The organism is Thermococcus sibiricus MM 739 (genome assembly GCF_000022545.1).
Lineage (GTDB): Archaea > Methanobacteriota_B > Thermococci > Thermococcales > Thermococcaceae > Thermococcus_A > Thermococcus_A sibiricus.
The window spans coordinates 1,248,566-1,267,718 of the sequence record NC_012883.1; the positions used below are offsets into that span (position 1 = coordinate 1,248,566).

20 protein-coding genes and 1 rRNA gene are annotated in these 19,153 nt (G+C 38.9%); 11 read left to right on the forward strand and 10 right to left on the reverse strand.

The window, feature by feature from the left end; all coding sequences use genetic code 11:
* The first annotated feature begins 67 nt into the window (after window positions 1–67).
* The 3 genes from TSIB_RS10455 to serS all read left to right on the forward strand — a co-directional run bounded on the left by TSIB_RS10455 (window position 68) and on the right by serS (window position 2,960).
* Complete coding sequence (locus tag TSIB_RS10455) at window positions 68–232, forward strand: hypothetical protein (protein WP_187146404.1); 165 nt, start codon at window positions 68–70, stop codon at window positions 230–232.
* 80 nt (window positions 233–312) lie between these two features.
* Window positions 313–1,515 (forward strand): molybdenum cofactor synthesis domain-containing protein, encoded by a 1,203-nt coding sequence (locus TSIB_RS06770; RefSeq protein WP_015849665.1) that lies wholly within the window; start codon window positions 313–315, stop codon window positions 1,513–1,515.
* Between the two features lie 77 nt (window positions 1,516–1,592).
* Window positions 1,593–2,960 (forward strand): serine--tRNA ligase, encoded by a 1,368-nt coding sequence (gene serS / locus TSIB_RS06775; protein ID WP_015849666.1) that lies wholly within the window; start codon window positions 1,593–1,595, stop codon window positions 2,958–2,960.
* A 2-nt stretch (window positions 2,961–2,962) separates the two neighbouring features.
* Here serS and TSIB_RS06780 read toward each other — a convergent pair whose 3' ends face one another.
* Together TSIB_RS06780 and TSIB_RS06785 are read right to left on the reverse strand one after the other, a co-directional pair.
* Window positions 2,963–3,325 (reverse strand): ribonuclease P protein component 4, encoded by a 363-nt coding sequence (locus TSIB_RS06780; RefSeq protein ID WP_015849667.1) that lies wholly within the window; start codon window positions 3,323–3,325, stop codon window positions 2,963–2,965.
* A 9-nt stretch (window positions 3,326–3,334) separates the two neighbouring features.
* Complete coding sequence (locus tag TSIB_RS06785) at window positions 3,335–4,882, reverse strand: hypothetical protein (RefSeq protein ID WP_015849668.1); 1,548 nt, start codon at window positions 4,880–4,882, stop codon at window positions 3,335–3,337.
* A 55-nt stretch (window positions 4,883–4,937) separates the two neighbouring features.
* Here TSIB_RS06785 and rrf point away from each other — a divergent pair.
* Window positions 4,938–5,059, forward strand: a 5S ribosomal RNA gene (gene rrf / locus TSIB_RS06790).
* A 71-nt stretch (window positions 5,060–5,130) separates the two neighbouring features.
* Here rrf and mce read toward each other — a convergent pair.
* Genes mce through TSIB_RS06805 form a run of 3 tightly spaced genes read right to left on the reverse strand, consistent with a single transcriptional unit; the run spans window position 5,131 to window position 6,967 of the window.
* Window positions 5,131–5,532 carry a methylmalonyl-CoA epimerase gene (gene mce, locus TSIB_RS06795; protein WP_015849669.1) on the reverse strand — a complete coding sequence of 134 codons (402 nt, stop codon included), beginning with the start codon at window positions 5,530–5,532 and terminating at the stop codon, window positions 5,131–5,133.
* On the reverse strand, window positions 5,529–6,488 hold the full coding sequence (gene meaB, locus TSIB_RS06800; RefSeq protein WP_048160412.1) for a methylmalonyl Co-A mutase-associated GTPase MeaB: 960 nt from the start codon (window positions 6,486–6,488) through the stop codon (window positions 5,529–5,531). The genes mce and meaB overlap by 4 nt, the downstream gene beginning before the upstream one ends.
* A 44-nt stretch (window positions 6,489–6,532) precedes the next feature.
* Window positions 6,533–6,967 carry a cobalamin B12-binding domain-containing protein gene (locus tag TSIB_RS06805; RefSeq protein WP_015849671.1) on the reverse strand — a complete coding sequence of 145 codons (435 nt, stop codon included), beginning with the start codon at window positions 6,965–6,967 and terminating at the stop codon, window positions 6,533–6,535.
* A 139-nt stretch (window positions 6,968–7,106) separates the two neighbouring features.
* Between TSIB_RS06805 and TSIB_RS06810 the strand changes: the two genes are divergently transcribed.
* Complete coding sequence (locus TSIB_RS06810; protein ID WP_015849672.1) at window positions 7,107–7,754, forward strand: PHP domain-containing protein; 648 nt, start codon at window positions 7,107–7,109, stop codon at window positions 7,752–7,754.
* Here TSIB_RS06810 and TSIB_RS06815 read toward each other — a convergent pair.
* Window positions 7,749–8,306, reverse strand: a complete 558-nt coding sequence (locus TSIB_RS06815; protein WP_015849673.1) for a Maf-like protein — start codon at window positions 8,304–8,306, stop codon at window positions 7,749–7,751. The genes TSIB_RS06810 and TSIB_RS06815 overlap by 6 nt on opposite strands.
* A gap of 101 nt (window positions 8,307–8,407) precedes the next feature.
* Complete coding sequence (locus TSIB_RS06820) at window positions 8,408–10,216, reverse strand: PINc/VapC family ATPase (RefSeq protein WP_048160414.1); 1,809 nt, start codon at window positions 10,214–10,216, stop codon at window positions 8,408–8,410.
* A gap of 99 nt (window positions 10,217–10,315) precedes the next feature.
* Between TSIB_RS06820 and minD the strand changes: the two genes are divergently transcribed.
* From minD to TSIB_RS06850, 6 genes are all read left to right on the forward strand, one after another.
* Entirely contained in the window at window positions 10,316–11,029 is a 714-nt protein-coding gene (gene minD, locus TSIB_RS06825) for a cell division ATPase MinD (protein ID WP_015849675.1), read from the forward strand.
* A 168-nt stretch (window positions 11,030–11,197) separates the two neighbouring features.
* Window positions 11,198–12,643: an asparagine synthase (glutamine-hydrolyzing) gene (gene asnB / locus TSIB_RS06830; protein ID WP_048160415.1), complete on the forward strand. Its 1,446-nt coding sequence runs from the start codon at window positions 11,198–11,200 to the stop codon at window positions 12,641–12,643.
* A gap of 144 nt (window positions 12,644–12,787) precedes the next feature.
* A complete protein-coding gene (locus TSIB_RS06835; RefSeq protein WP_015849677.1) occupies window positions 12,788–13,951 on the forward strand; it encodes a cell wall-binding repeat-containing protein in 1,164 nt (387 codons plus the stop codon).
* 34 nt (window positions 13,952–13,985) lie between these two features.
* Window positions 13,986–15,089, forward strand: coding sequence for a glycosyltransferase family 4 protein (locus TSIB_RS06840; RefSeq protein WP_015849678.1), 1,104 nt, complete (start codon window positions 13,986–13,988; stop codon window positions 15,087–15,089).
* Complete coding sequence (locus tag TSIB_RS06845) at window positions 15,019–16,044, forward strand: L-threonylcarbamoyladenylate synthase (protein ID WP_015849679.1); 1,026 nt, start codon at window positions 15,019–15,021, stop codon at window positions 16,042–16,044. The genes TSIB_RS06840 and TSIB_RS06845 overlap by 71 nt, the downstream gene beginning before the upstream one ends.
* Window positions 16,045–16,158: 114 nt before the next feature.
* The gene (locus TSIB_RS06850; RefSeq protein ID WP_015849680.1) at window positions 16,159–17,343 is read left to right on the forward strand and encodes a hypothetical protein; all 1,185 of its coding nucleotides are present in this window, start codon (window positions 16,159–16,161) and stop codon (window positions 17,341–17,343) included.
* On the opposite strand, the gene TSIB_RS06855 is transcribed toward TSIB_RS06850, so the two are convergent.
* The 3 genes from TSIB_RS06855 to TSIB_RS06865 all read right to left on the reverse strand — a co-directional run bounded on the left by TSIB_RS06855 (window position 17,330) and on the right by TSIB_RS06865 (window position 19,055).
* Window positions 17,330–17,536 carry a winged helix-turn-helix domain-containing protein gene (locus TSIB_RS06855; protein ID WP_015849681.1) on the reverse strand — a complete coding sequence of 69 codons (207 nt, stop codon included), beginning with the start codon at window positions 17,534–17,536 and terminating at the stop codon, window positions 17,330–17,332. The two genes, TSIB_RS06850 and TSIB_RS06855, sit on opposite strands and share 14 nt — an antisense overlap.
* Before the next feature lie 384 nt (window positions 17,537–17,920).
* Complete coding sequence (locus TSIB_RS06860; protein WP_015849682.1) at window positions 17,921–18,631, reverse strand: hypothetical protein; 711 nt, start codon at window positions 18,629–18,631, stop codon at window positions 17,921–17,923.
* A complete protein-coding gene (locus TSIB_RS06865) occupies window positions 18,624–19,055 on the reverse strand; it encodes a DUF6884 domain-containing protein (protein WP_015849683.1) in 432 nt (143 codons plus the stop codon). Before TSIB_RS06865 ends, TSIB_RS06860 begins: the two co-directional genes overlap by 8 nt.
* Window positions 19,056–19,153 lie beyond the last annotated feature (98 nt).

Consider the following 19,153-nt stretch of genomic DNA (forward strand, 5'->3'; position numbering starts at 1 on the left):
TGAATAAACTTTATAAACCCTTGATACTCAAATAAGAATGCCCCAGAGTAGGGCAGGGGTGAGGTCTATGCAACCTCCAAAGAAAAAGAAAGTTGAAGACTTTGAAGAAGAGGAAGAAATCTTAGAAGAAGACTGGGAAGATGAATTTGATGAGGACTGGGAGGAAGACTGGGAGGAGGAAGAAGACTGGGAGGATGAAGACTGGGAGGAAGAAGACGAAGACGATTGGTAAACACCTCCATCCCATACTTAACCTTTTCACCTTTCCAAATCTTTATTAACCCTCTTCTACTTTTTTACAATGGTGGTTGGATGGCATTTTTGAAAGTAGTTCCTCTGGAAAGGGCCTTAAACATAGTAAATTCATTGCCATTAAATGCAAAAATAGAAGAGATACCTCTTGAAAATGCCCTTGGAAGAATTTTAGCGGAAGATGTAACCTCTCCAGTAAACGTGCCCCCTTTTGATAGGGCCACTGTAGATGGATATGCCGTGAAAAGTGAAAACACGTGGAATGCAAATGAGAGTAACCCAGTCCGATTGAAAGTCATTGGAGAAGTTCATGCCGGCGAAGAGCCCAATATAGAGATAAACAGTGGTGAAGCTGTCTACATATCCACTGGAGCTGTTCTTCCCAAAGGAACAGATGCAGTTATAGAATTCGAGATTGTGGATAGGGAAGGAGATGAAGTGTTAATCTACAAGCCGATTTATCCCCAAGCCGGGGTCATGAAAGCTGGAACAGATATCCCCAAAGGAAAACTTCTTCTAAAAAAGGGAATGAAACTTGGATTTAAAGAGACAGCTTTGCTGTCTGCAGTAGGTCTTGAAAAGGTAAAAGTGTTTGCAAAACCTAAGATCGCAATAATCAGTACTGGGAATGAGGTAATTTTGCCTGGAGAAGAATTAAAACCCGGTAAGATATATGATATAAACGGAAGAGCCCTCAATGATGCGGTTAAAGAACTTGGAGGCGACCCACATTTTCTCGGAATAGCAAGAGATAATGAAGAGAGTCTAAGAACCAAGATCCTAGAGGGTTTGAAATATGATATAGTTCTGCTAAGTGGTGGAGCCAGCGGCGGGACTAGAGACCTCACAGCGTCAATAATAGACGAACTGGGAGAAGTAAGAATACATGGGATTGCAATTCAGCCCGGAAAACCTACAATAATAGGTGTGATAAATGAAAAGGCTATTTTTGGACTGCCAGGTTATCCAACAAGCTGTTTAACGAATTTTACGCTTTTAGTAGCTCCTTTAATAAGAAAACTCCTCGGTGGAGAGTTTAAAATAGAGTACACAAGGAAAAGGCTCACCCACAAAGTGTTTTCCGTCAAAGGTAGAAGACAGTTTTTACCAGTTAAAATCAAAGAAGAAACTGCAATACCAATAATGAAAGGCAGCGGCGCTATTACAAGTTTCATAAACGCAGACGGTTTTGTGGAGGTTCCCGAAAATGTTGAAATTTTAGAAGAAGGAGAGGAAGTCAACGTAATTCTCTTCAAGTTCTAACTTGATTTTCTGGTATCCCCCCTTTTCCCGGATAAACTTTTAAATAACTCTCCCGTTATTAGGGTAGGTGAAGAGAAATGATTGACATAAAGCTCATTCGTGAAAATCCCGATCTCATAAAAGGGGATCTTATAAAGCGTGGAGAGCTTGAGAAGCTCCGATGGATTGATGAAATCCTTGAGCTAGATAAAAAATGGAGAGAAAACCTAAAAGAGATCAATAATCTCCGAAGAGAACGTAATAAACTAGCTATTGAAATAGGTAAGAGAAAGAAAAGCGGAGAAGCTATAGATGAGCTCATAAAAAAGAGCGATAATATTGCAAAGCGCATCGAAGAGATTGAAAAAGAGAACAATATTATTAGGGAGAAAATTGATTATTACCTATGGCGACTTCCAAACATAACTCATGAAAGCGTTCCAATTGGAAAAGATGATACCGAAAATGTTCCAATTCGCTTCTGGGGTAAAGCAAGGGTTTGGGAAGGGCATTTAGAAACTTTTCTAGAGCAAAGCCAGGGAAAAATGAAATATGAAACTATCACCTGGAAACCTGAACTCCATGCAGATTTATTGCCTAAAATCGGTGGCGCCGATCTAGAAAGAGCTGCAAAAGTTAGTGGTGCAAGATTCTTCTATCTATTAAACGAGCTAGTTATTTTAGACCTTTCACTAATAAGATTTGCATTAGATAAACTCATAGAAAAAGGTTTTATCCCGGTGATCCCCCCATATATGGTGAGAAAGTATGTGGAAGAGGGAGTCACCAGTTTCGGGGACTTTGAAGATGTCATATACAAAATCGAAGGGGAGGATTTATACCTAATTCCCACTTCAGAACATCCCCTTGCAGGAATGCATTCAAACGAGATTCTCGATGGACACAACTTGCCTATTCTTTATGCTGGCGTAAGCCCTTGCTTTAGAAAAGAAGCTGGGACTGCAGGAAAAGACACTAAAGGGATCTTCAGAGTGCACCAATTCCATAAGGTGGAACAATTTGTGTATGCAAGGCCGGAAGAAAGCTGGGAATGGCATGAAAAACTTCTCCAAAATGCGGAAGAGATATTCCAAGCCCTTGAAATCCCATACAGGATTGTAAACATATGCACCGGAGATTTAGGGTACGCTGCAGCCAAAAAGTATGACATTGAAGCATGGATGAGTGCACAGGGTAAATTTAGAGAAGTGGTAAGCTGCTCAAATTGCACTGAATGGCAGGCCAGAAGATTGAACATAAGGTTTAGAGACAAACCGAATGAGAAACCTCGCTTTGTTCACACTCTCAACTCAACAGCAATAGCAACTTCAAGGGCAATAGTGGCGATTATAGAAAACTTTCAAGAAGAGGACGGGACTGTTAAAATACCAAAGGCTCTCTGGCCATACACTGGCTTTAAAGAGATTTTACCAGTTGACAAAAGAGAAAAGTGTTGCCAAAGCTAGTATTATTGTTTTTTGGCCTTTCTCCTCTCTTTCTTCTCCCTTAGGTACGGATACCGCATGATATGCCCACATTCGAGGCACTTTATAACCACATGAGGCATCCTTTTCTGTCTTAGTCTAACTCTAGCATTAACACCAGGAACAAGAAAAGAGTGACACTTTTTACAATATCTTCTCTTCCATTTTCTGGGCATTCTTACCTTGGCCTTTTGTTGCACAGCCAGTGCTATTTCAACATATCTATTGGCAAGCTCTTTATCATAAGCAAAAACTCTCTCTGCTAAATTAAAAAGGATATCTATTCGCTCCAAGGCAATTTTTTTCTTCTCACGTTGCTCTTTTCGTCTAGAGAACTTTTTTGACATATTCCCACCTTACCATTCTATAGACCTGAGCTTTCCTGAAACAGGTTCGTAAATATAACCTGCCAATAGGAGCTTCTCAACTGTTTCCTCCGCATCTTTATACTTAAAACCTCTGCGTAGCAGTTCATTTATAAACTCTTCCCGTGTAACCTCTCCAGTAACACTTGTTGCAGATAAATCCCGAAATATGTTAAGAGCCCTTTGTGTTCTTACATCTCCTGTCACATATTTTTCATAATCCCTTTCCAATTTCATGAGCAATTCAGGATGATCCTTTATAACCACCGCCCAGTCATTAAGTATTGCCTCATTTACTTCCCTAACTTCCCTAGCTATGCGCCTTGTAGGCTTACCATAGAACCTTGCAGCTGCTCCAAATACTCTTGTATTAAGATAATATCTCCTTTTTATATTGAAAAGGCCTTCTGGAGTTCCACTTAGTGGCCCAAATGTCTCTGGATACTCTCTCCTACCTTCTTCAATCCACTCCATAAACTCTTCCCTTAGAGGAGAAAGCTTCCCCACATTCATGGATTTAAGTATCTCCCGATTAATGAATATTGTCACAATAAGATTCGGAATTAACTGCATGAACTCTTTATTATTTTCAAAATATGGTTTTTCTTCTTCTGGAATGAGAACAAAGGGAGTTTCTGAAATTTTTGCTAAAATATCAGTAGGATCCGGCTCTTTGTTTTCTGGGAGAAGCCCAATTAACTCTTTATTGCTTATACTACTTTCAACTTGCTTTGGCAGCTTAGAGAGTTCCTTTTTATTCCGGGGAATATAATATTTCATCCCCCTATTGTTCGGACTTCCAAGCCTAAAATCTAGCCCTAAAAGAGGGTCATCAACTTTAAGAACAACTTTTTTATTCGAATGAAACCGAATTTCCCATGGAAGATTAGAGTAGAAATATCTGAGAGCTTCCCAGAGGGCCAGCAGCCCAGAATCCTCCTTGTATTTATATACAGTAAAGTCGAAACCCTCTCCCCATTTACCAAACTGTGTATCTAACTCCACTCCAAGAATGTATGGAACTCCATAAAGAGAATATAAGAGTGCTTTTTGCATCTCATTTCTAAGATAAATTGTTCTCTCAAATAAGCTAACAATCTCTCTCCGGCTTAATGCAAATTCTTTGTAATTTTTCCAGTATTCGGAGTAATCTCTTCCCTCAATCTCCTGTACGTGCACCATCCGTAAAGTGCCAAACGGATACGCATCAATTATACCCTTGACAACTACATAACTTCCCGGCTTAACTTCTCCTGAAATTTTAGTAGTTTCTGGTGTAATTCGAAGTACCAGATACGTCCTAAAATCATTTGCATTCAAATTCACAAGTTCAGAAGGAGGAATAGGAGATAAAATACAGTACATGGCATCTCTAGGAGCATTTGGAGGTTTTCTGCCAATGAAAAACCCAGAAATTTCTATATCATCACCATTTTTTGCTGCTTGTAGTTTCATCTGGAAACCTCTAACCCTCTTACCCGGCTCCAATGCTTCCCTGATTTTTTCCATTCGAAGAAGTTCGAGTATCTCAGGCCTCATACAAAAAATTATAGACCGTAAAGTTTATAAAGGCTGTGCTGAGAGTTAGTATCGGTACGGCGGTCATAGCGGCGGGGTCACACCCGGACTCGTTTCGACCCCGGAAGTTAAGCCCGCCAGTGATCCCGGCGGTACTGCCCTCCGAGAGGGGGCGGGAAACCGGGGACGCCGCCGGCCACTCAACAAACGTCTTCTGTAGTCAAAACTCAAAGAAGAGAATTTTCAACATAAATTTAAAAAAGAAGAGATCATTCTTCTCTTTCACATAGTTCTAAGAGAACTCCACCAACACTTTTTGGATGTACAAAAGCTATTTTTGCCCCACCGACACCTATTCTAGGTGTCACATCAATTAACCTAAAGCCATTTTCTTTTAGTTTTTGTAAGTGTTCTTCAATATTATCAACACCAAGAGCTATGTGATGAATTCCCTCTCCTCTCTTCTCTACAAATTTTGATACAGGTGAATCTTCTGTCGTCCCCTCTAAAAGCTCAATCCTCGTTTCACCAGCGTGGAATATTGCAGTTCTAACCTTTTGATCCGGTACCTCTTCAATTTCCTCAACTTTTAACCCAAGGCTTTCCCAAATCTTAATGGCCTCTTCAAGATCCCTAACAGCAATACCAATGTGGTCAACTTTCTTTATCATACTTTCACCCCCAAGGCTTTTTCCAATACAAGGTCCGCAGCAGAGTAAGGATCAATTTCCCTTTTAGCAATCATTTCAATTAGAACTGCTATGTCATCTTCTCCCATTTTCTCTCCAATTTTTCTCGCGATTTTGCTAGAAACAATAGCCTTAATTTCTTCCCCTACTCTAAACTTCCTCTTCTCCTCAATCTTACCGCTGTTCAATAAGAACTCTCTGTGTTCGTTAATTGCTCCCCAGAGCTCGTCAACTCCTTTGTTAGTAAAAGCAATCGTCGAAACTACCGGTGGCCTCCATCCGCTCTTTTGCCATTTATCTTTTTCTAAATCAAGCATGAGTTCAAGCTCGAACATTGTAGCCTCTGCACCCTCTTTATCGGCCTTATTGACTACAAATATATCCGCTATTTCCATAAGGCCCGCTTTTATTGCTTGGATATCATCCCCCAATCCCGGAACGGTTACCAAAACCACTGTATCAGCAGTCTTTACAATATCCACTTCTATCTGACCAACGCCAACGGTTTCTACAAAAATAATATCACAACCATAAGCGTCGAGTATTTTTATTGCATCATTTGTAGCCTTGGCAAGGCCTCCAAGAGAACCTCTAGTGGCCATGCTTCTTATGAAAACCCCCGGGTCTGTAGAGTGTCTTTGCATTCTTATTCTATCTCCAAGAAGTGCACCACCAGTAAAGGGAGAAGTGGGATCTATTGCAATAACTCCAACTATATTGCCCTCATCCCTAGCTTTTTTAATAAGCTTATCAACAAGTGTTGATTTTCCAGAGCCCGGAGGACCTGTGATTCCGATTATGTAGGCTCTTCCGGTCTTAGAGTAGATTTTCTTAACTATTTCTCTGGCTTTTTCTTCATCGTTTTCTACCAGGGTAATTAGTCTTGCAGTTGCTCTTTTGTCCCCTTTAAACATTCTTTCAATTAAGTCATCTATCATGTTTATCACTTGGATTAATTATCCAAAGAATAAAATATAAATCTTTAGCTTTCCTCTCTGAACTTCTTCAACTTCGGCACGTTTTCATCAATAAATCCTATAATTTCCTCAATTGGACTTCCGGGGCCAAAAACTCTACCAACACCCATTTTTTCTAGTTCTTGAGCATCATCTGGTGGTATTATGCCTCCTGCAAGGACAAGAACATCTTCATTAGCTTTTATCCCTTTTTCTTCCAAAAGCTTAAGGATCTTGGGTATGAGAACCATGTGAGCTCCAGACAGAATACTAAGACCCAGAACATCTATATCCTCCTGAACCACGGACTCTGCAATCTGTTCTGGAGTTTGTCGTATCCCTGTATAGATAACTTCAAAGCCAGCGTCTCTAAGGGCCCTTGCTATAACTTTTGCTCCTCTATCATGACCATCTAATCCCGGTTTGGCTATTAGAACTCTAACCTTTGAGCGCTTAACCATATTCACCACCAGCTTTCATTAGAGTGGAATAGTATTTAAACGTTGTCAAACCTAAAGGTTAAAGTTTACATTGGATATTTTATCCATATAGTGCAAGACTTTTAAATTCTTAAAACCCAATACACTGAGAGTTAAAATGATGGACCTTCACACCCATACCCGATTTTCCGATGGAATTGGAGATATAAGGGACAACATTGCCGAGGCAGAGAGAAAAGGCCTAAGAATAGTAGGTATAAGCGACCATATCCACTTTTTTACTCCTCATGTTTTGAACTCATACCTTTCTTTAATAAACCAAGCCAAAAAGGACAGTGAAACAATTGTACTGGCAGGCATGGAGGCTAACATCCTCCCAGAAGGGGTGGATATTACCGATGACCTGCGGAAAAGGCTCGACTATGTAATAGCCTCAGTTCATATGTATTTTAATCCCGGGAGTCATCATAAATACCTAGAGCTTGTGAAGACAGCTATCCAAGATGAAAACGTTGATATAATCGGCCACTTTGGAAATGTTTTCTCGTATATTGGGCATCCTTCGATAAAAGATTACAAAGAAATAATCGACCTTGCTGAAGAGTATGGGAAGGGTTTTGAGATAAGCACGCGTTATAGGGTTCCCGAGTTAGATTTTATAAAGTTCTGCATAAAAAGAGGAGTAAAACTCGTTTTTGGAAGCGATGCTCATCAACCTAAAGATGTCGGAAACATCAATTGGGGCCTGAAGGCCTTTAAACGGGCCGGAGGCAAAAAGGAGGACTTAATATTTTCTGAACTTTTATGAAAAACTAAACCCAAGCCTCTCAAGTTCCACAATTATCTTCATTGGGAATCCAATGACATTATAGTAATCCCCTTTTATCCACTCGACTAAAACCCCACCTTTGCCTTGAATTCCATAAGCCCCTGCTTTGTCGAGAGATTCTCCCGTAGAGACATACCACTCTATTTCATCTTTATCAAGTTCCCTGAACTTTACTTTGGTAACTTCATGTCCTAAGATTTCCTTTCCTTCGTGTATTATACAATACCCGGTTATTACTTCGTGGACTTTCCCACTGAGAAGCCCAAGCATTTGTTTAGCTTCTTCTGGAGTTTTTGGTTTACCCAATATTTTGCCATCGAGCGTTACTACTGTATCGGCTCCTATAACAGTGCCATCATGTTCTTTATAAACATCCCAAGCTTTCTTTCTCGCAACTTCGATTACATGCGCTATAGAATCTTGAAAGTTAGATTCTTCACTAATCTGACTTGGGATTACATCAAAGTCTCGGAAGAACCTTCCAAGAATCTCCCTTCTTCTTGGACTTTGAGAGGCGAGTATAAGCTTCATCAAAAGGCACTTAAAGTATAAAGATTATAAAAATTTCGGGCGATGAGGATAATTTCGCTAGCTGAAGAATGATGACTACCCTCGCAGCTGAGCCAAAAAAGTCAAGGAGAGGCCCAAATCTCTATTCCGGCTTCTAAAACCCTTTTAAGCTCCCTACCAATAGGGGTATTCTTATTAACCTTAACTAGACCCTTTCTAGATGGGGTTGCAGTAAAGATGTACTGTTCATCTGCAAAGAACTTAAGAGGCTTCTTTGCAAAATCTGGTGAGACTGTAAGCACTATTTGCTTTTTCTTTTCTTCTATTTGAACTGATATTCTCTCTGTTGGCATTTCAGCCATTTTTTCATCGAAACTTCTGACATCAATGCTTATACCGAGCTTTTTCTCTATCTCTGTTATTCTCTTTCCTTTTTTACCGATAATCGTTGGGATATCAAATTCATCTGCATATATTATAGCTTTATGCGGGCTTGCAAGTTCTACCTCCGCATAAACATCTGGAAGGAATTTTTTGATTTCCTGTTTAAGTCGCTTTTCAGCTAATTTCATTGCAGGCGGTTTTTCTTTTTTCTTAACTGGGACAACACTTATCTCTTCACCGTAGGTGTATATCTCATATTCAAGCTCATCGGTCATGAAATCTCTGACTTCAATCACAGGTCTTGCCAAATCTTCCTCCGTCATCCCCGTGGGGACTTTAACCTTATACTCCAAAGTAAGAACTTTATCTACATTTCCAGCCTTGATGAATATCACTGTATCAACTATTTGTGGGATCATTCCAAGCTCTACTCTCCCAATGAACCTCTGGACAGCGTCTATAGGCTTTGTAGCATGTACAACACCTACCATTCCTACCCCGGCCAACCTTAGATCAGCGTAAATCTTAAAGTCGCTTGTTTTTCTCATTTCATCGAATATCGTATAATCTGGCCTTACAAGGAGGAGTACATCCCCTGTTTTTTCCATTCTCCCACCAAGTGCAGTATACTGAGTTATTTCCTCACTTACTTGGAGGTCTCGTGGCTTTTCCATGGTTTTGACGATCTTGCCCGTAGAAGCGTAGTATTCAGCTAAAGCCTGTGCAAAAGTTGTCTTTCCTTCTCCAGGAGCACCCGCTATTATTATCCCCTCTGCTTTGTCGGTTAAGCGTTCCAAAAGTTTTTCTGGGAGGTCATAATCTTCAATACTCAGCTTGGTTATTGGCCTGACTGCAGTAATTTCTATCCTATCAGCAAATGGAGGTTTTGCTATGACTATGCGGTAATTCCTTAACTGCACCACTGTTGCCCCCGGTTCATCAAGCTCTATAAATGACTCCGGATCTCTCCTAGCTCTTTCAACAATATCATCAGCAATTTTCTCAAGTTCCTCATCCACAAGCGCCTCATCTCTAATAGGGACAAGCCTCCACTGACCAGGTTTTCCTTTTTTGGCTAATGGCATTATACCTCCCTTTAGATGGACACTCATAGTATACTCATCGAAAAAGTCTTCAAGACGGTGTTTTATCTCTTTTTTAGCTTCAAGATAAATTACCTCAACGCCCTTCGCTATTGCAACATCCCTCTGTACTTGATCACCTGTTATGAGAGTAGCATTTAGTTCTCTGGCTACTTCTCTTATTATATGGTCAATTTCTCCCGATTTTGCTCTCCTGATTTGCCAGAGGTCTGGTCTCTCGCCATAAAATTCCAGAAGAATTCTCTCATTTTCAGCTAAATTTCTAAGCTTTTTTAATTCCTCTAATCCAGTATGACCAATAGCCTTCCCCTCATTAGCCTGATGTTCTATTTCAGCCACAACAGCTTCTGGAATAACCACCTTAACTTTCTCATTAATTCCATCTAAATACTGTGTTAGCCTCCCATCCACTATTACACTCGTATCAACAACAAATACTTTCATTTTTCTCACCCCTCACGGCGCCTCAACTTAACCTCTCTGTTTATAACCTTTTGGTAAAAGTTCATAAAGGTTTAGGAGAATTTTATTAGGGGGACAATCATGAGAAGAATTATTGCAGTAGCCTCCGGTAAAGGTGGAACAGGAAAAACAACATTAGTATGCAATTTATCGATAGCTTTGGGCCTATTGGGAAAAAAAGTCTGTGCTGTGGATGCAGATTTGACCATGGCAAATCTAACCTTATATTTTCGCTTAGAGGACACAAGCAAGACTCTTCATGATGCTTTAATGGGAGAGATAGAGATTAATGAGGCAATTCACACTACCAGATATGAATTCGTGTATTTAATTCCTGGAGCCCTTGACTGGGAACACGTGGCCAAAGCTGATCCTCGAAACTTCCCTGAAATCATTCCTAAAATAAAAGATGATTTTGACTATGTAATCATAGACTGCCCTGCAGGATTGCAAATGGATGCTTTGAGTGTTATATTTGGCGGGGAAGAGATAGTGCTAGTAACAAATCCAGATATAACCAGTATAGGCGATGCAATGAAAGTGGGAGCGATCCTAAAGAAAGCCGGCAAAAAAGTTTTGGGATTTATTTTCAACCGTTATGAATCACAAAAAAATGGTATCTCTCCCGAGTTAACAGAAGATCTAATGGAGTTTCCCCTTTTAGGAGTTATTCCAGAGGACTCAACAGTTAGAGAAGCAACTCTAGAGGGAGTACCAGTTGTAATATATAACCCAAAAGCAAAAGCAAGTCAAGCAATAATTGAGCTTGCACAAAGATTTGAAAGAGGAGAATGAATTTAAAGATCTCATGAACATTATCATACCTGTGAATTAATCCAAATTCAACAAATCTCACTTCCAACAAATTTCCGTTCATTCATGAATTGCAAAAATGAACCCTTTTACAAGGAGAAACAGGGAAATTTTTTAGCTTCTTCTTACCTAAAAAAGCCGGTGAGAAAAATGTGCCTAATAGCGGGAGGACGAGACAAAAATATAAAATCCAAATTAATAACGATGATAAAATCAGGCCAACATAGAGGAAGAGATTCCTTTGGGGTTTGGACTAATAGAGGAATATTAAAAAGTGAAGACTTTTCTGAAGTGAATGAAATACCCGACGGAGATATTGGGCTATTGCAGTGTCGTCTTGCTATGACTGGCTCGAAATCCTTCACTCAACCTTTTTACAATGAATTTATCCTGATCCATAATGGCGAAATCTACAATCACAAACAGATGAGAGGATTTCTGGAAAGTAAGGGAGTTGAATTTGAAAGCGATGTGGATACTGAGGTGATTTTACGTTTCTTAGAGTTTTTGATTGAGATGAATAAACCCATATCTCAAGCCGTAAGTGAATTAATGATAGCTCTTAACGGTGACTATGCAGTTGCCTTTTCCGATAAGGAAAATATTTACCTCTTCAGAGATCCAATGGGAATTAGGCCATTATATTATTCCCCAAACGGTTTTTTTGCCTCTGAAAAGAAAGTATTATGGAAAATAGGAGAAACCGCAATTCCCGTAAACCCCGGCACACTTATAAAAATTTCTGCAAACAAAATCGAGGCTTTTGAGCTTTTAAGTCCTTTAGAACTAAAAGGAAAATTATTCAATCATGAAAAAGCCAAACTAGGCATCCAAAAGGGCTTAGATTATTCCACGAAGCTAAGAAGTAGTAAAAGGGTGAGAGTACTATTTTCTGGAGGCCTGGATAGTTCCTTAATTGCCCTCCTCGCGAAAAAGTATTCAAAGGAAGTTATACTTTACACTGCGGGGGCTGAGGGAAGTCCTGACTTAGAATGGGCTAGAAAAGTTAGTGAGCAACTGGACTTAACACTAAAAGAATATGTATTTGATCTAGAGGAGGTAAAAGAAGCTCTTTATCCTGTTATGTTCGCAATAGAAGAACCAAATGCCATGAACCTTGCAATAGGAATCCCAATGTATTTTGCAACAAAACTTGCAGCTGAAGATAGGATAAAAATTCTTCTAAGTGGCCAAGGGGCCGATGAACTTTTTGGTGGATATGCGAAATATATCACTAACCCTTCACTTATGGAAAAAGATCTAATTAAGATGGGGGAGAAAAACCTTGCGAGAGATGATAAGATTGCCATGCTTAATGGTGTAGAAGGGAGATTTCCTTTCTTGGACCTTAACTTAGTTAGAGCCGGCCTCAGAGTGCCTAAGAAATATAAAATCAACAATGGAACCAGAAAAGCAATTTTAAGAGAAGTTGCTCTTGAACTTGGCCTTCCCAAAGAAGTTGCATACAGGGAGAAAAAGGCCTGCCAATATGGCACTAATGCCCAAAAACTCCTCACAAAAATTGCTAAACAAGAAGGGTTCAAACTTTCCCAATTTGCTGAAAAGCTTTTTAAAGAAGTATTTGAACAAAGATAAACGATTTTAAACCTTTCTTAACTTTCTTAACACTAAAAAGTTTTCCCAGAGGAGATAAATGAACAAACAAAAACTAAACAAGACGATTTCATGAAAAAAGCTTAAATAGTAGTTATTCATTAATTATAACTGAGGTGATAAGCCATGATGGAGAAAAAAGTATTAGTATGGCTGTTTAGTGCTTTGCTTTTAGGTAGTATAATACCATTATCACAGGCACAGAGCACTTCAATAGTAATCTTGGTAAGTGACAACGAAGCAGATTCAGCGCTTGCAGAGGAACTTGCCACCTTGCTGAATGCAAGCGTAGTAGTAACAACGTGGGGAGTTTACGACCCCAATGTAACTGCAGAAATAATGATTTACGGTCCAGATAAAGTCATAATCATAGGCGGCCCTGATGCTGTTCCAAGAGATTACGAAACTGACTTGAAAGAGCTAGGAATCATTTATGTAAGATGGTATGGTGGGGACAGGTATAGGACTAACCTTGATGTCATCCAAAACGCATTGGAAGAGTACCCAGAACTCTTTGAAAACGTTAAAATAATTATTGCACATGGAAGAGATTTAGGAGCAATCAAACTGGCAAAGGGCATAGAAGGAAAGAAGTTCATCATATACGTGGACAACAACCTGACGAACACAACTGAAGTACTCGGAACTCTGGTCAAAACCAGGAACGTTATAATACTCAAGAGCCAATTAATGAACAATGGGACTGCCGAAAGGATAAGGGAGCGCATTAGAGAAAGGGTCAGGGACGGAAACATTACTGAAGAGAACTTAGAAGTAACACCAGAAATGGCGTGGCAAGCAATAGAATTTGCGATCAACAGGACAGAAACTGCAAAAGAAATGCTTGACAACCTAACCATTCCTGCTGCAACAAAGCTTTTAGAACTCGCAGAAGAGAAAATACAAATAGCCAACGAAAGTTACAATGAAGGTAACTACGGAAAAGCCTACGGACAGGCAATAGCTGCAAAAGCCCATGCAGAAGCAATAATCAAACTGGCCAGTAAAGAATGGAAGAACGTTTTGCATGCTAGAGTAAACACTCAACTTGAAAGAGAAATCCACAAACTCGAGGTTAAAATCAAAGTCCTTGAAAAAGCTGGAATAGATGTAACTGAAATAAAAACCAGATTAGAAAGTGCAAAAAACGCAATCCAAAGCGCAGACTATGAAACAGCCAAGGAACTCATTGAAGAAGCCAAGAATATGCTCAGGGATGCATTCATACAGGGAAGGGGAAAGATAAGAGGGATGAACCTACCCGGTGGAACGGGTAGAGGCCGACCATAGAAAGGCTTTTTACTTCTCTTCTATATTTTTATTCATGAAAATTTTGATAATTGGACATTATCCCCCACACAAGGGTGGTGTTGCTAGCCATACTAATAACTTAGCTAAAGAATTAAGAAAGAAGCATGAAGTTCACATATTGACTTATGGACCAATCAAACCTCGAAAATTTGAAAGAGAATTTGTTCATCAAATAAAAGTTCCTCAAATCTTTGGTTTGAGAGGCATTTTGTTTACTCTCCTGGCAGCGCTCAAAATAATCAAACTGCAAAAGAGAATTAAATTCGATGTTATTCACGCCCACTATGTTGGAACCACAAGTTATGCCGGAATTCTTGCAAAAGAAAAGTTAAGTGTGCCTGTGATTGTTACAGCCCATGGAAGTGACCTTGATTTTATGTCGAACCTACCTCTCGGAAGGTACTTTGTTAAAAAAAGCCTATCAAAAAGTGATTTAGTAATAGCAGTAAGCCACCATCTTCAGAAAAAAGCAATATCAATGGGAGCAACAAAGATAAGAGTAATCCCCAATTCTATAAAAACCATAAAAAAAGAAGATGCCAAAAGGGAGTATATAACCTTTATCGGTGCCTTGACACCATATAAAGATCCCCAAACATTCATAAAACTTGCTAAACAGTTTCCTCATGAGAAGTTTCTTGTTGTGGGAGACGGTCCATTAAGAATGGATCTTGAAAAACAAGCCCCAAAAAATGTCAAATTCTTAGGGTATAAAGAAGATGTCGGAGGTATTCTATCAAAAACCAAACTTCTAGTCGTCCCCTCCTTAAGAGAGGGTTTTGGACTGGTGATTATAGAAGCCAACTCTCTTGGAGTGCCTGTTATTGGAAGAGCTGTTGGAGGTATAAAAGAACTCATTCGAGAAGGCAAAAATGGATACACTTTCAAAACTTTTGAAGAACTTGTAGAAAAAGTTGAGATTTTATTGTCCAATAAAAAAGCTTTAAAAATGGGAAAAATAGGGAAAACCATCAGCAGCCAATATAGTTGGGAAAGAATCAGACATCTCATTGAAGAGAGTTATAGAAAAGTATTGGGTGAGAGAAATGACAATTGTAATAAACATGCGAGAAAAGGTAGATTGGAAGAAAATCAAAGTAGCTGCGAGATTTATTAAAGAATCTAAGCTGGTGGCATTCCCTACAGAGACTGTGTATGGGCTTGGAGCTGATGCTCTCAATGAAGATGCCGTAAGAAAGATATTTCAAGCCAAGGGCAGACCTCCGGATAACCCGCTTATAATACACATAGCCAATTTCGAGCAAATTTATGAACTTGCACGAGAGGTACCTGAAACAGCTAAAATATTGGCCCAGAGATTCTGGCCAGGCCCTCTAACACTAGTGTTACCTAAAAAGGACGAAGTACCATACGTTACCACAGGAGGATTGGAAACTGTAGCGATAAGAATGCCAGATCATGAAATTGCTCTTGCTTTAATACAATCAAGTGACCGACCGATTGCTGCTCCTTCTGCAAATATTAGTGGAAAACCAAGTCCTACTTTAGCAGAACATGTCGTTGACGATTTCTATGGAAAAATAGAGTGTATAATAGATGGAGGAGAAACCAAAATTGGAGTAGAATCCACTGTGGTAGATTTAACCACACATCCTCCAATGCTCCTGAGACCTGGTGGATTACCCCTTGAGGAGATAAAAAAGGTTATTGGCAAAGTTAATGTGCACCCAGCAGTTAAGGGAAAGCCCATAAAATTGGCAAAGGCTCCTGGAATGAAATACAAGCACTATGCCCCAGAGGCCCAGGTAATAGTAATCGAAGGTGAGCGTGAACAAGTCACTAAAAAAATCAAAGAACTCATTAAGGAGTATAAAAAACAGAAAATACGTGTGGGGGTCATGGCAACAGGAGATTTCTATGAAGCAGATGCTTACTTCAATATTGGTGAAAATGAAGAGGAAATAGCTCGTAATTTATTCAAAGCTTTAAGAGAACTCGATAAGAGTGGAGTAAATGTAATATTGGCCGAAGGGATAGAAGAGAGAGGTTTAGGCCTTGCTGTGATGAATAGACTCAAAAAGGCTGCAGGTTACAGAATTATTAAAGTATGAACTGTTGGAAATTCTTCAATCATTAAAGTATTCATTTGTACATGGGAGAAATTGTTAAATATCTTAAGGTAGAAAAGATTATGCTAAATCAGAAACTATTTCGGGGGTGTCCCTTTGATCCCAGGTATAATAAGATCTAGTCCGGGAGAGCTGGAATTAGCAGGAAAAACTATGATAACTAAAGGAGAGTTCAAAAAGGGAATAAATCTTCTAATAAAATCAGCCAGAGAATATGAATTTCAAAAACGGTTTTTAGATGCTGCGAGGATGTACCGGTATATTGGAGACCTAATCCTTAATGTTAATCCCCAGGATCTAAAGGATGCAAGGCCTTTTCTTCTTAAGAGTGCCTATCATTACTTGGATATCTTAGAACGAGAAATTGAAGCAGATAATCCCAACCTAGAGCTTTTAGATGAGTTTTGCTCTAATGTCTTAAGAGTATTTGAGATCCTTGGAGAGAAAGAGAAATTTGAGAAATATGCTAAAGAATTTGGGGTTATGTACAAAAACTTAGGAGACACCAAATTAAAAGAAAAGAACATTCAAACGGCCATAATGTCTTATGAAACTGCTCGAAGGTACTACAAAATAATCCACTACAAGGAAGGAATTGAAGAGACAGTTAGTATCCTACTCGATCTTTTTGGAAAGGGGGCCGAAATCTTTGTAAGTAAAAAAGAATACCAAAAAGCGGGGGATACCTTTTTTAAACTCGGATTCATTGTAAAGGACGTCTTCGGATACGACTCCCATTTTATGGAGCTAATGGAAAACGCTGGAAGAAACTATGAGCGGGCCAGTAAAGAATGGTACAGTAAAGGAGATCTTTATACTACAGCTAAAATGCTTCTAAATGCGGAATACTCCTACTTACTAGCTGATAACGCTAAACGAGTGAAATTAGTAGGATTAAATGCAAGTAAGATGTTCTATCAGCTTGTAGAAGAGTATAGAAGAGCAAGATTTGTAAATGAACTTGGAGAAGCATTATTAATGCTATCTGAGGCTTTATTTGGCATTGATAAACTATTAGATGGCCTTAAAACGTACAAAAGCCTCATGATAGAGTCCGAAGTAGGTTTAGAATATAAATATCATATAAGAAGAGCCCTCATGTTGTATCTGGCAGCAAAAGAAAAAAGCAAGAACTACTTAGAGTTCGTGGAGCAGATGGAATTCTATGCAAAAAGGGAAGCTTATGCACAGGCAATTGAGATAGCAGAACTTGTCTTCGAAACGAGATATCCTGAAATTAAAAAAGGCCTTCAAAAGGTGGAAGGCCTTAGTCCGGAATGAATTTCTTTCGCCTATACCCTCTCTTTCGGGCATCTCTTAAGAAAAATATCTCTTCAACAAGTTCATTTTCCTTCAGAATTTTCAATGCATACCGAACAGTTCTTTCGGAAAGGCTTGTTTTTCTGGCTAACTCTTTAGACGAAATCGGTCTATCATCTAAAGCCCTAAAAACCTGAAGGGCTGACCTTGGCAAAGCAAAGTAAATCCCCCCTCATCACGACCACCAAAAAATGGTAAAATAACAGCTTTATAAGTGTTTTGAAAGAGGCAATGAGACTCTTAAGATAAGCTTGGCATCACCTCCAGAAAATTATAAGCCGCAAAGAAGCTTTCCGACAGCTTTGGACACTTTATTATTAAGTTTCTTTTTATTCTTCATTCTTCTTCTTTTGAGGCTTTTATTGGTTCTCTAAATCAATCTTGAAACAGAACAAGATATCTCACTTAACATTTAGCGGTATGCGAAGCCCATAAGGGCTTTGGTGAGCGAACCACATATTCACTGTTAGCAGACCCGAAGGGCAAGGTGCGAGGCATCGCAGAGTGTCCACCGTCGACACAGTTCATAATCATTTTACTACCTATTTTTAACCCAAGTTTTAGTTTTTCTGATCAGTTTTTCAATAACTGGCATATCTTCCTCGGTTATCCCTTCTGCGTTAAGATGCTGTATAATCCACAATCCTGATGTCCGTATTTCTTTCTTTGGTGAATAATTACCAAGCCAATTCATTGATGGTTTACATATTGTGCATTTGGACACAGTACCGATAAGTTTGCTTTCAAGTCCTTTGCTTCCAATTCTTTCCTTTTCGTCTTCAATAATTATGAACCTAAAAAAGAAATTTTTTCTAAGTATTTCTGTAATCTGCTTCTCAATAGATTTTTCTTTTTCTATGTCTCTTAAATGACTGTATTTGTCTCTATTGGTTCTAGGTGTGAAATCTATTTCCCATACTTTTAAGTAAGGGTCTTTATTTTTATTGAGCAGAGCTCTTCCTATATTCTTTCTAAAAATGCTTCTATCGGAAGGTTTTGGATTATTTCTGCCAAAATCCATTTTTTTCTCATTGATTAAAAAATGCTCTGCTATTCGATTTCTGAAATTATTTCCTTTATGTGTGCCTATGCGAACTAGTCTTAACTTTTCGCCACCATGACCCCATATTTCCCCTTTTTCATAAAAGAAATAAATCCCATTAAGAGGTAATGATTCTAATCTAAATGGATATTTAATTAATGGTAGCTCCTCTAGTATTTCATGTAGCCACTTGCATTCTTCACTCATTTTTTGTCACCTGATTAATTTCAGATAGATGCGTAAATAATTTCACATTTAATCCCTTACTCCCTACTTCTTCTATCAATTTTTTATACAATTGATGGAACCGTCCAGGATTATGATAAAACCAGATTTCGTCGTATCCTGAAAGCCGTTGGATGAAATTATTAACTAAAATTTGAAATTCTTCTGGTGTTACCTTACTTGGGTGCTTGTCGTACCACTCGATTTTATCTTGTGGGAGAACTATACCGTATTTGTCGGAAAATATTGCCCAGTCAACTCCTTTATCTTTACATTTTTTAACAAAACGCTGAAGTGGTATTGCAGTATATAGCCTATCAGGAGTAACTTTCTTTTTTGTTCCACGAAGAGAATCATCTTTTTTAGCTGAACAATGAGTAATATATATTCTTTTTCTTTTACTCATTTTTAGCCTCCCCTCAAACCTAATGGACTCTTAATCTTACTCAAACCTTTCATTAGTAATGTAACTATAAATCTTTTTTGTTTTTAAATTTTGATACT

Bases quoted from the DNA above. Each gene is read 5' to 3' on its own strand.
- TSIB_RS06845 (WP_015849679.1), top strand. From the start codon at position 15,019: ATGACAATTGTAATAAACATGCGAGAAAAGGTAGATTGGAAGAAAATC.
- minD (WP_015849675.1), top strand. From the start codon at position 10,316: ATGAGAAGAATTATTGCAGTAGCCTCCGGTAAAGGTGGAACAGGAAAA.
- meaB (WP_048160412.1), bottom strand. From the start codon at position 6,488: ATGATAGATGACTTAATTGAAAGAATGTTTAAAGGGGACAAAAGAGCA.
- asnB (WP_048160415.1), top strand. From the start codon at position 11,198: ATGTGCCTAATAGCGGGAGGACGAGACAAAAATATAAAATCCAAATTA.
- mce (WP_015849669.1), bottom strand. From the start codon at position 5,532: ATGATAAAGAAAGTTGACCACATTGGTATTGCTGTTAGGGATCTTGAA.
- TSIB_RS06805 (WP_015849671.1), bottom strand. From the start codon at position 6,967: ATGGTTAAGCGCTCAAAGGTTAGAGTTCTAATAGCCAAACCGGGATTA.
- TSIB_RS06865 (WP_015849683.1), bottom strand. From the start codon at position 19,055: ATGAGTAAAAGAAAAAGAATATATATTACTCATTGTTCAGCTAAAAAA.
- TSIB_RS06820 (WP_048160414.1), bottom strand. From the start codon at position 10,216: ATGAAAGTATTTGTTGTTGATACGAGTGTAATAGTGGATGGGAGGCTA.
- TSIB_RS06860 (WP_015849682.1), bottom strand. From the start codon at position 18,631: ATGAGTGAAGAATGCAAGTGGCTACATGAAATACTAGAGGAGCTACCA.
- TSIB_RS06810 (WP_015849672.1), top strand. From the start codon at position 7,107: ATGGACCTTCACACCCATACCCGATTTTCCGATGGAATTGGAGATATA.
- TSIB_RS06785 (WP_015849668.1), bottom strand. From the start codon at position 4,882: ATGAGGCCTGAGATACTCGAACTTCTTCGAATGGAAAAAATCAGGGAA.
- TSIB_RS06840 (WP_015849678.1), top strand. From the start codon at position 13,986: ATGAAAATTTTGATAATTGGACATTATCCCCCACACAAGGGTGGTGTT.
- TSIB_RS06835 (WP_015849677.1), top strand. From the start codon at position 12,788: ATGATGGAGAAAAAAGTATTAGTATGGCTGTTTAGTGCTTTGCTTTTA.
- TSIB_RS06780 (WP_015849667.1), bottom strand. From the start codon at position 3,325: ATGTCAAAAAAGTTCTCTAGACGAAAAGAGCAACGTGAGAAGAAAAAA.
- TSIB_RS06770 (WP_015849665.1), top strand. From the start codon at position 313: ATGGCATTTTTGAAAGTAGTTCCTCTGGAAAGGGCCTTAAACATAGTA.
- TSIB_RS06815 (WP_015849673.1), bottom strand. From the start codon at position 8,306: ATGAAGCTTATACTCGCCTCTCAAAGTCCAAGAAGAAGGGAGATTCTT.
- serS (WP_015849666.1), top strand. From the start codon at position 1,593: ATGATTGACATAAAGCTCATTCGTGAAAATCCCGATCTCATAAAAGGG.
- TSIB_RS10455 (WP_187146404.1), top strand. From the start codon at position 68: ATGCAACCTCCAAAGAAAAAGAAAGTTGAAGACTTTGAAGAAGAGGAA.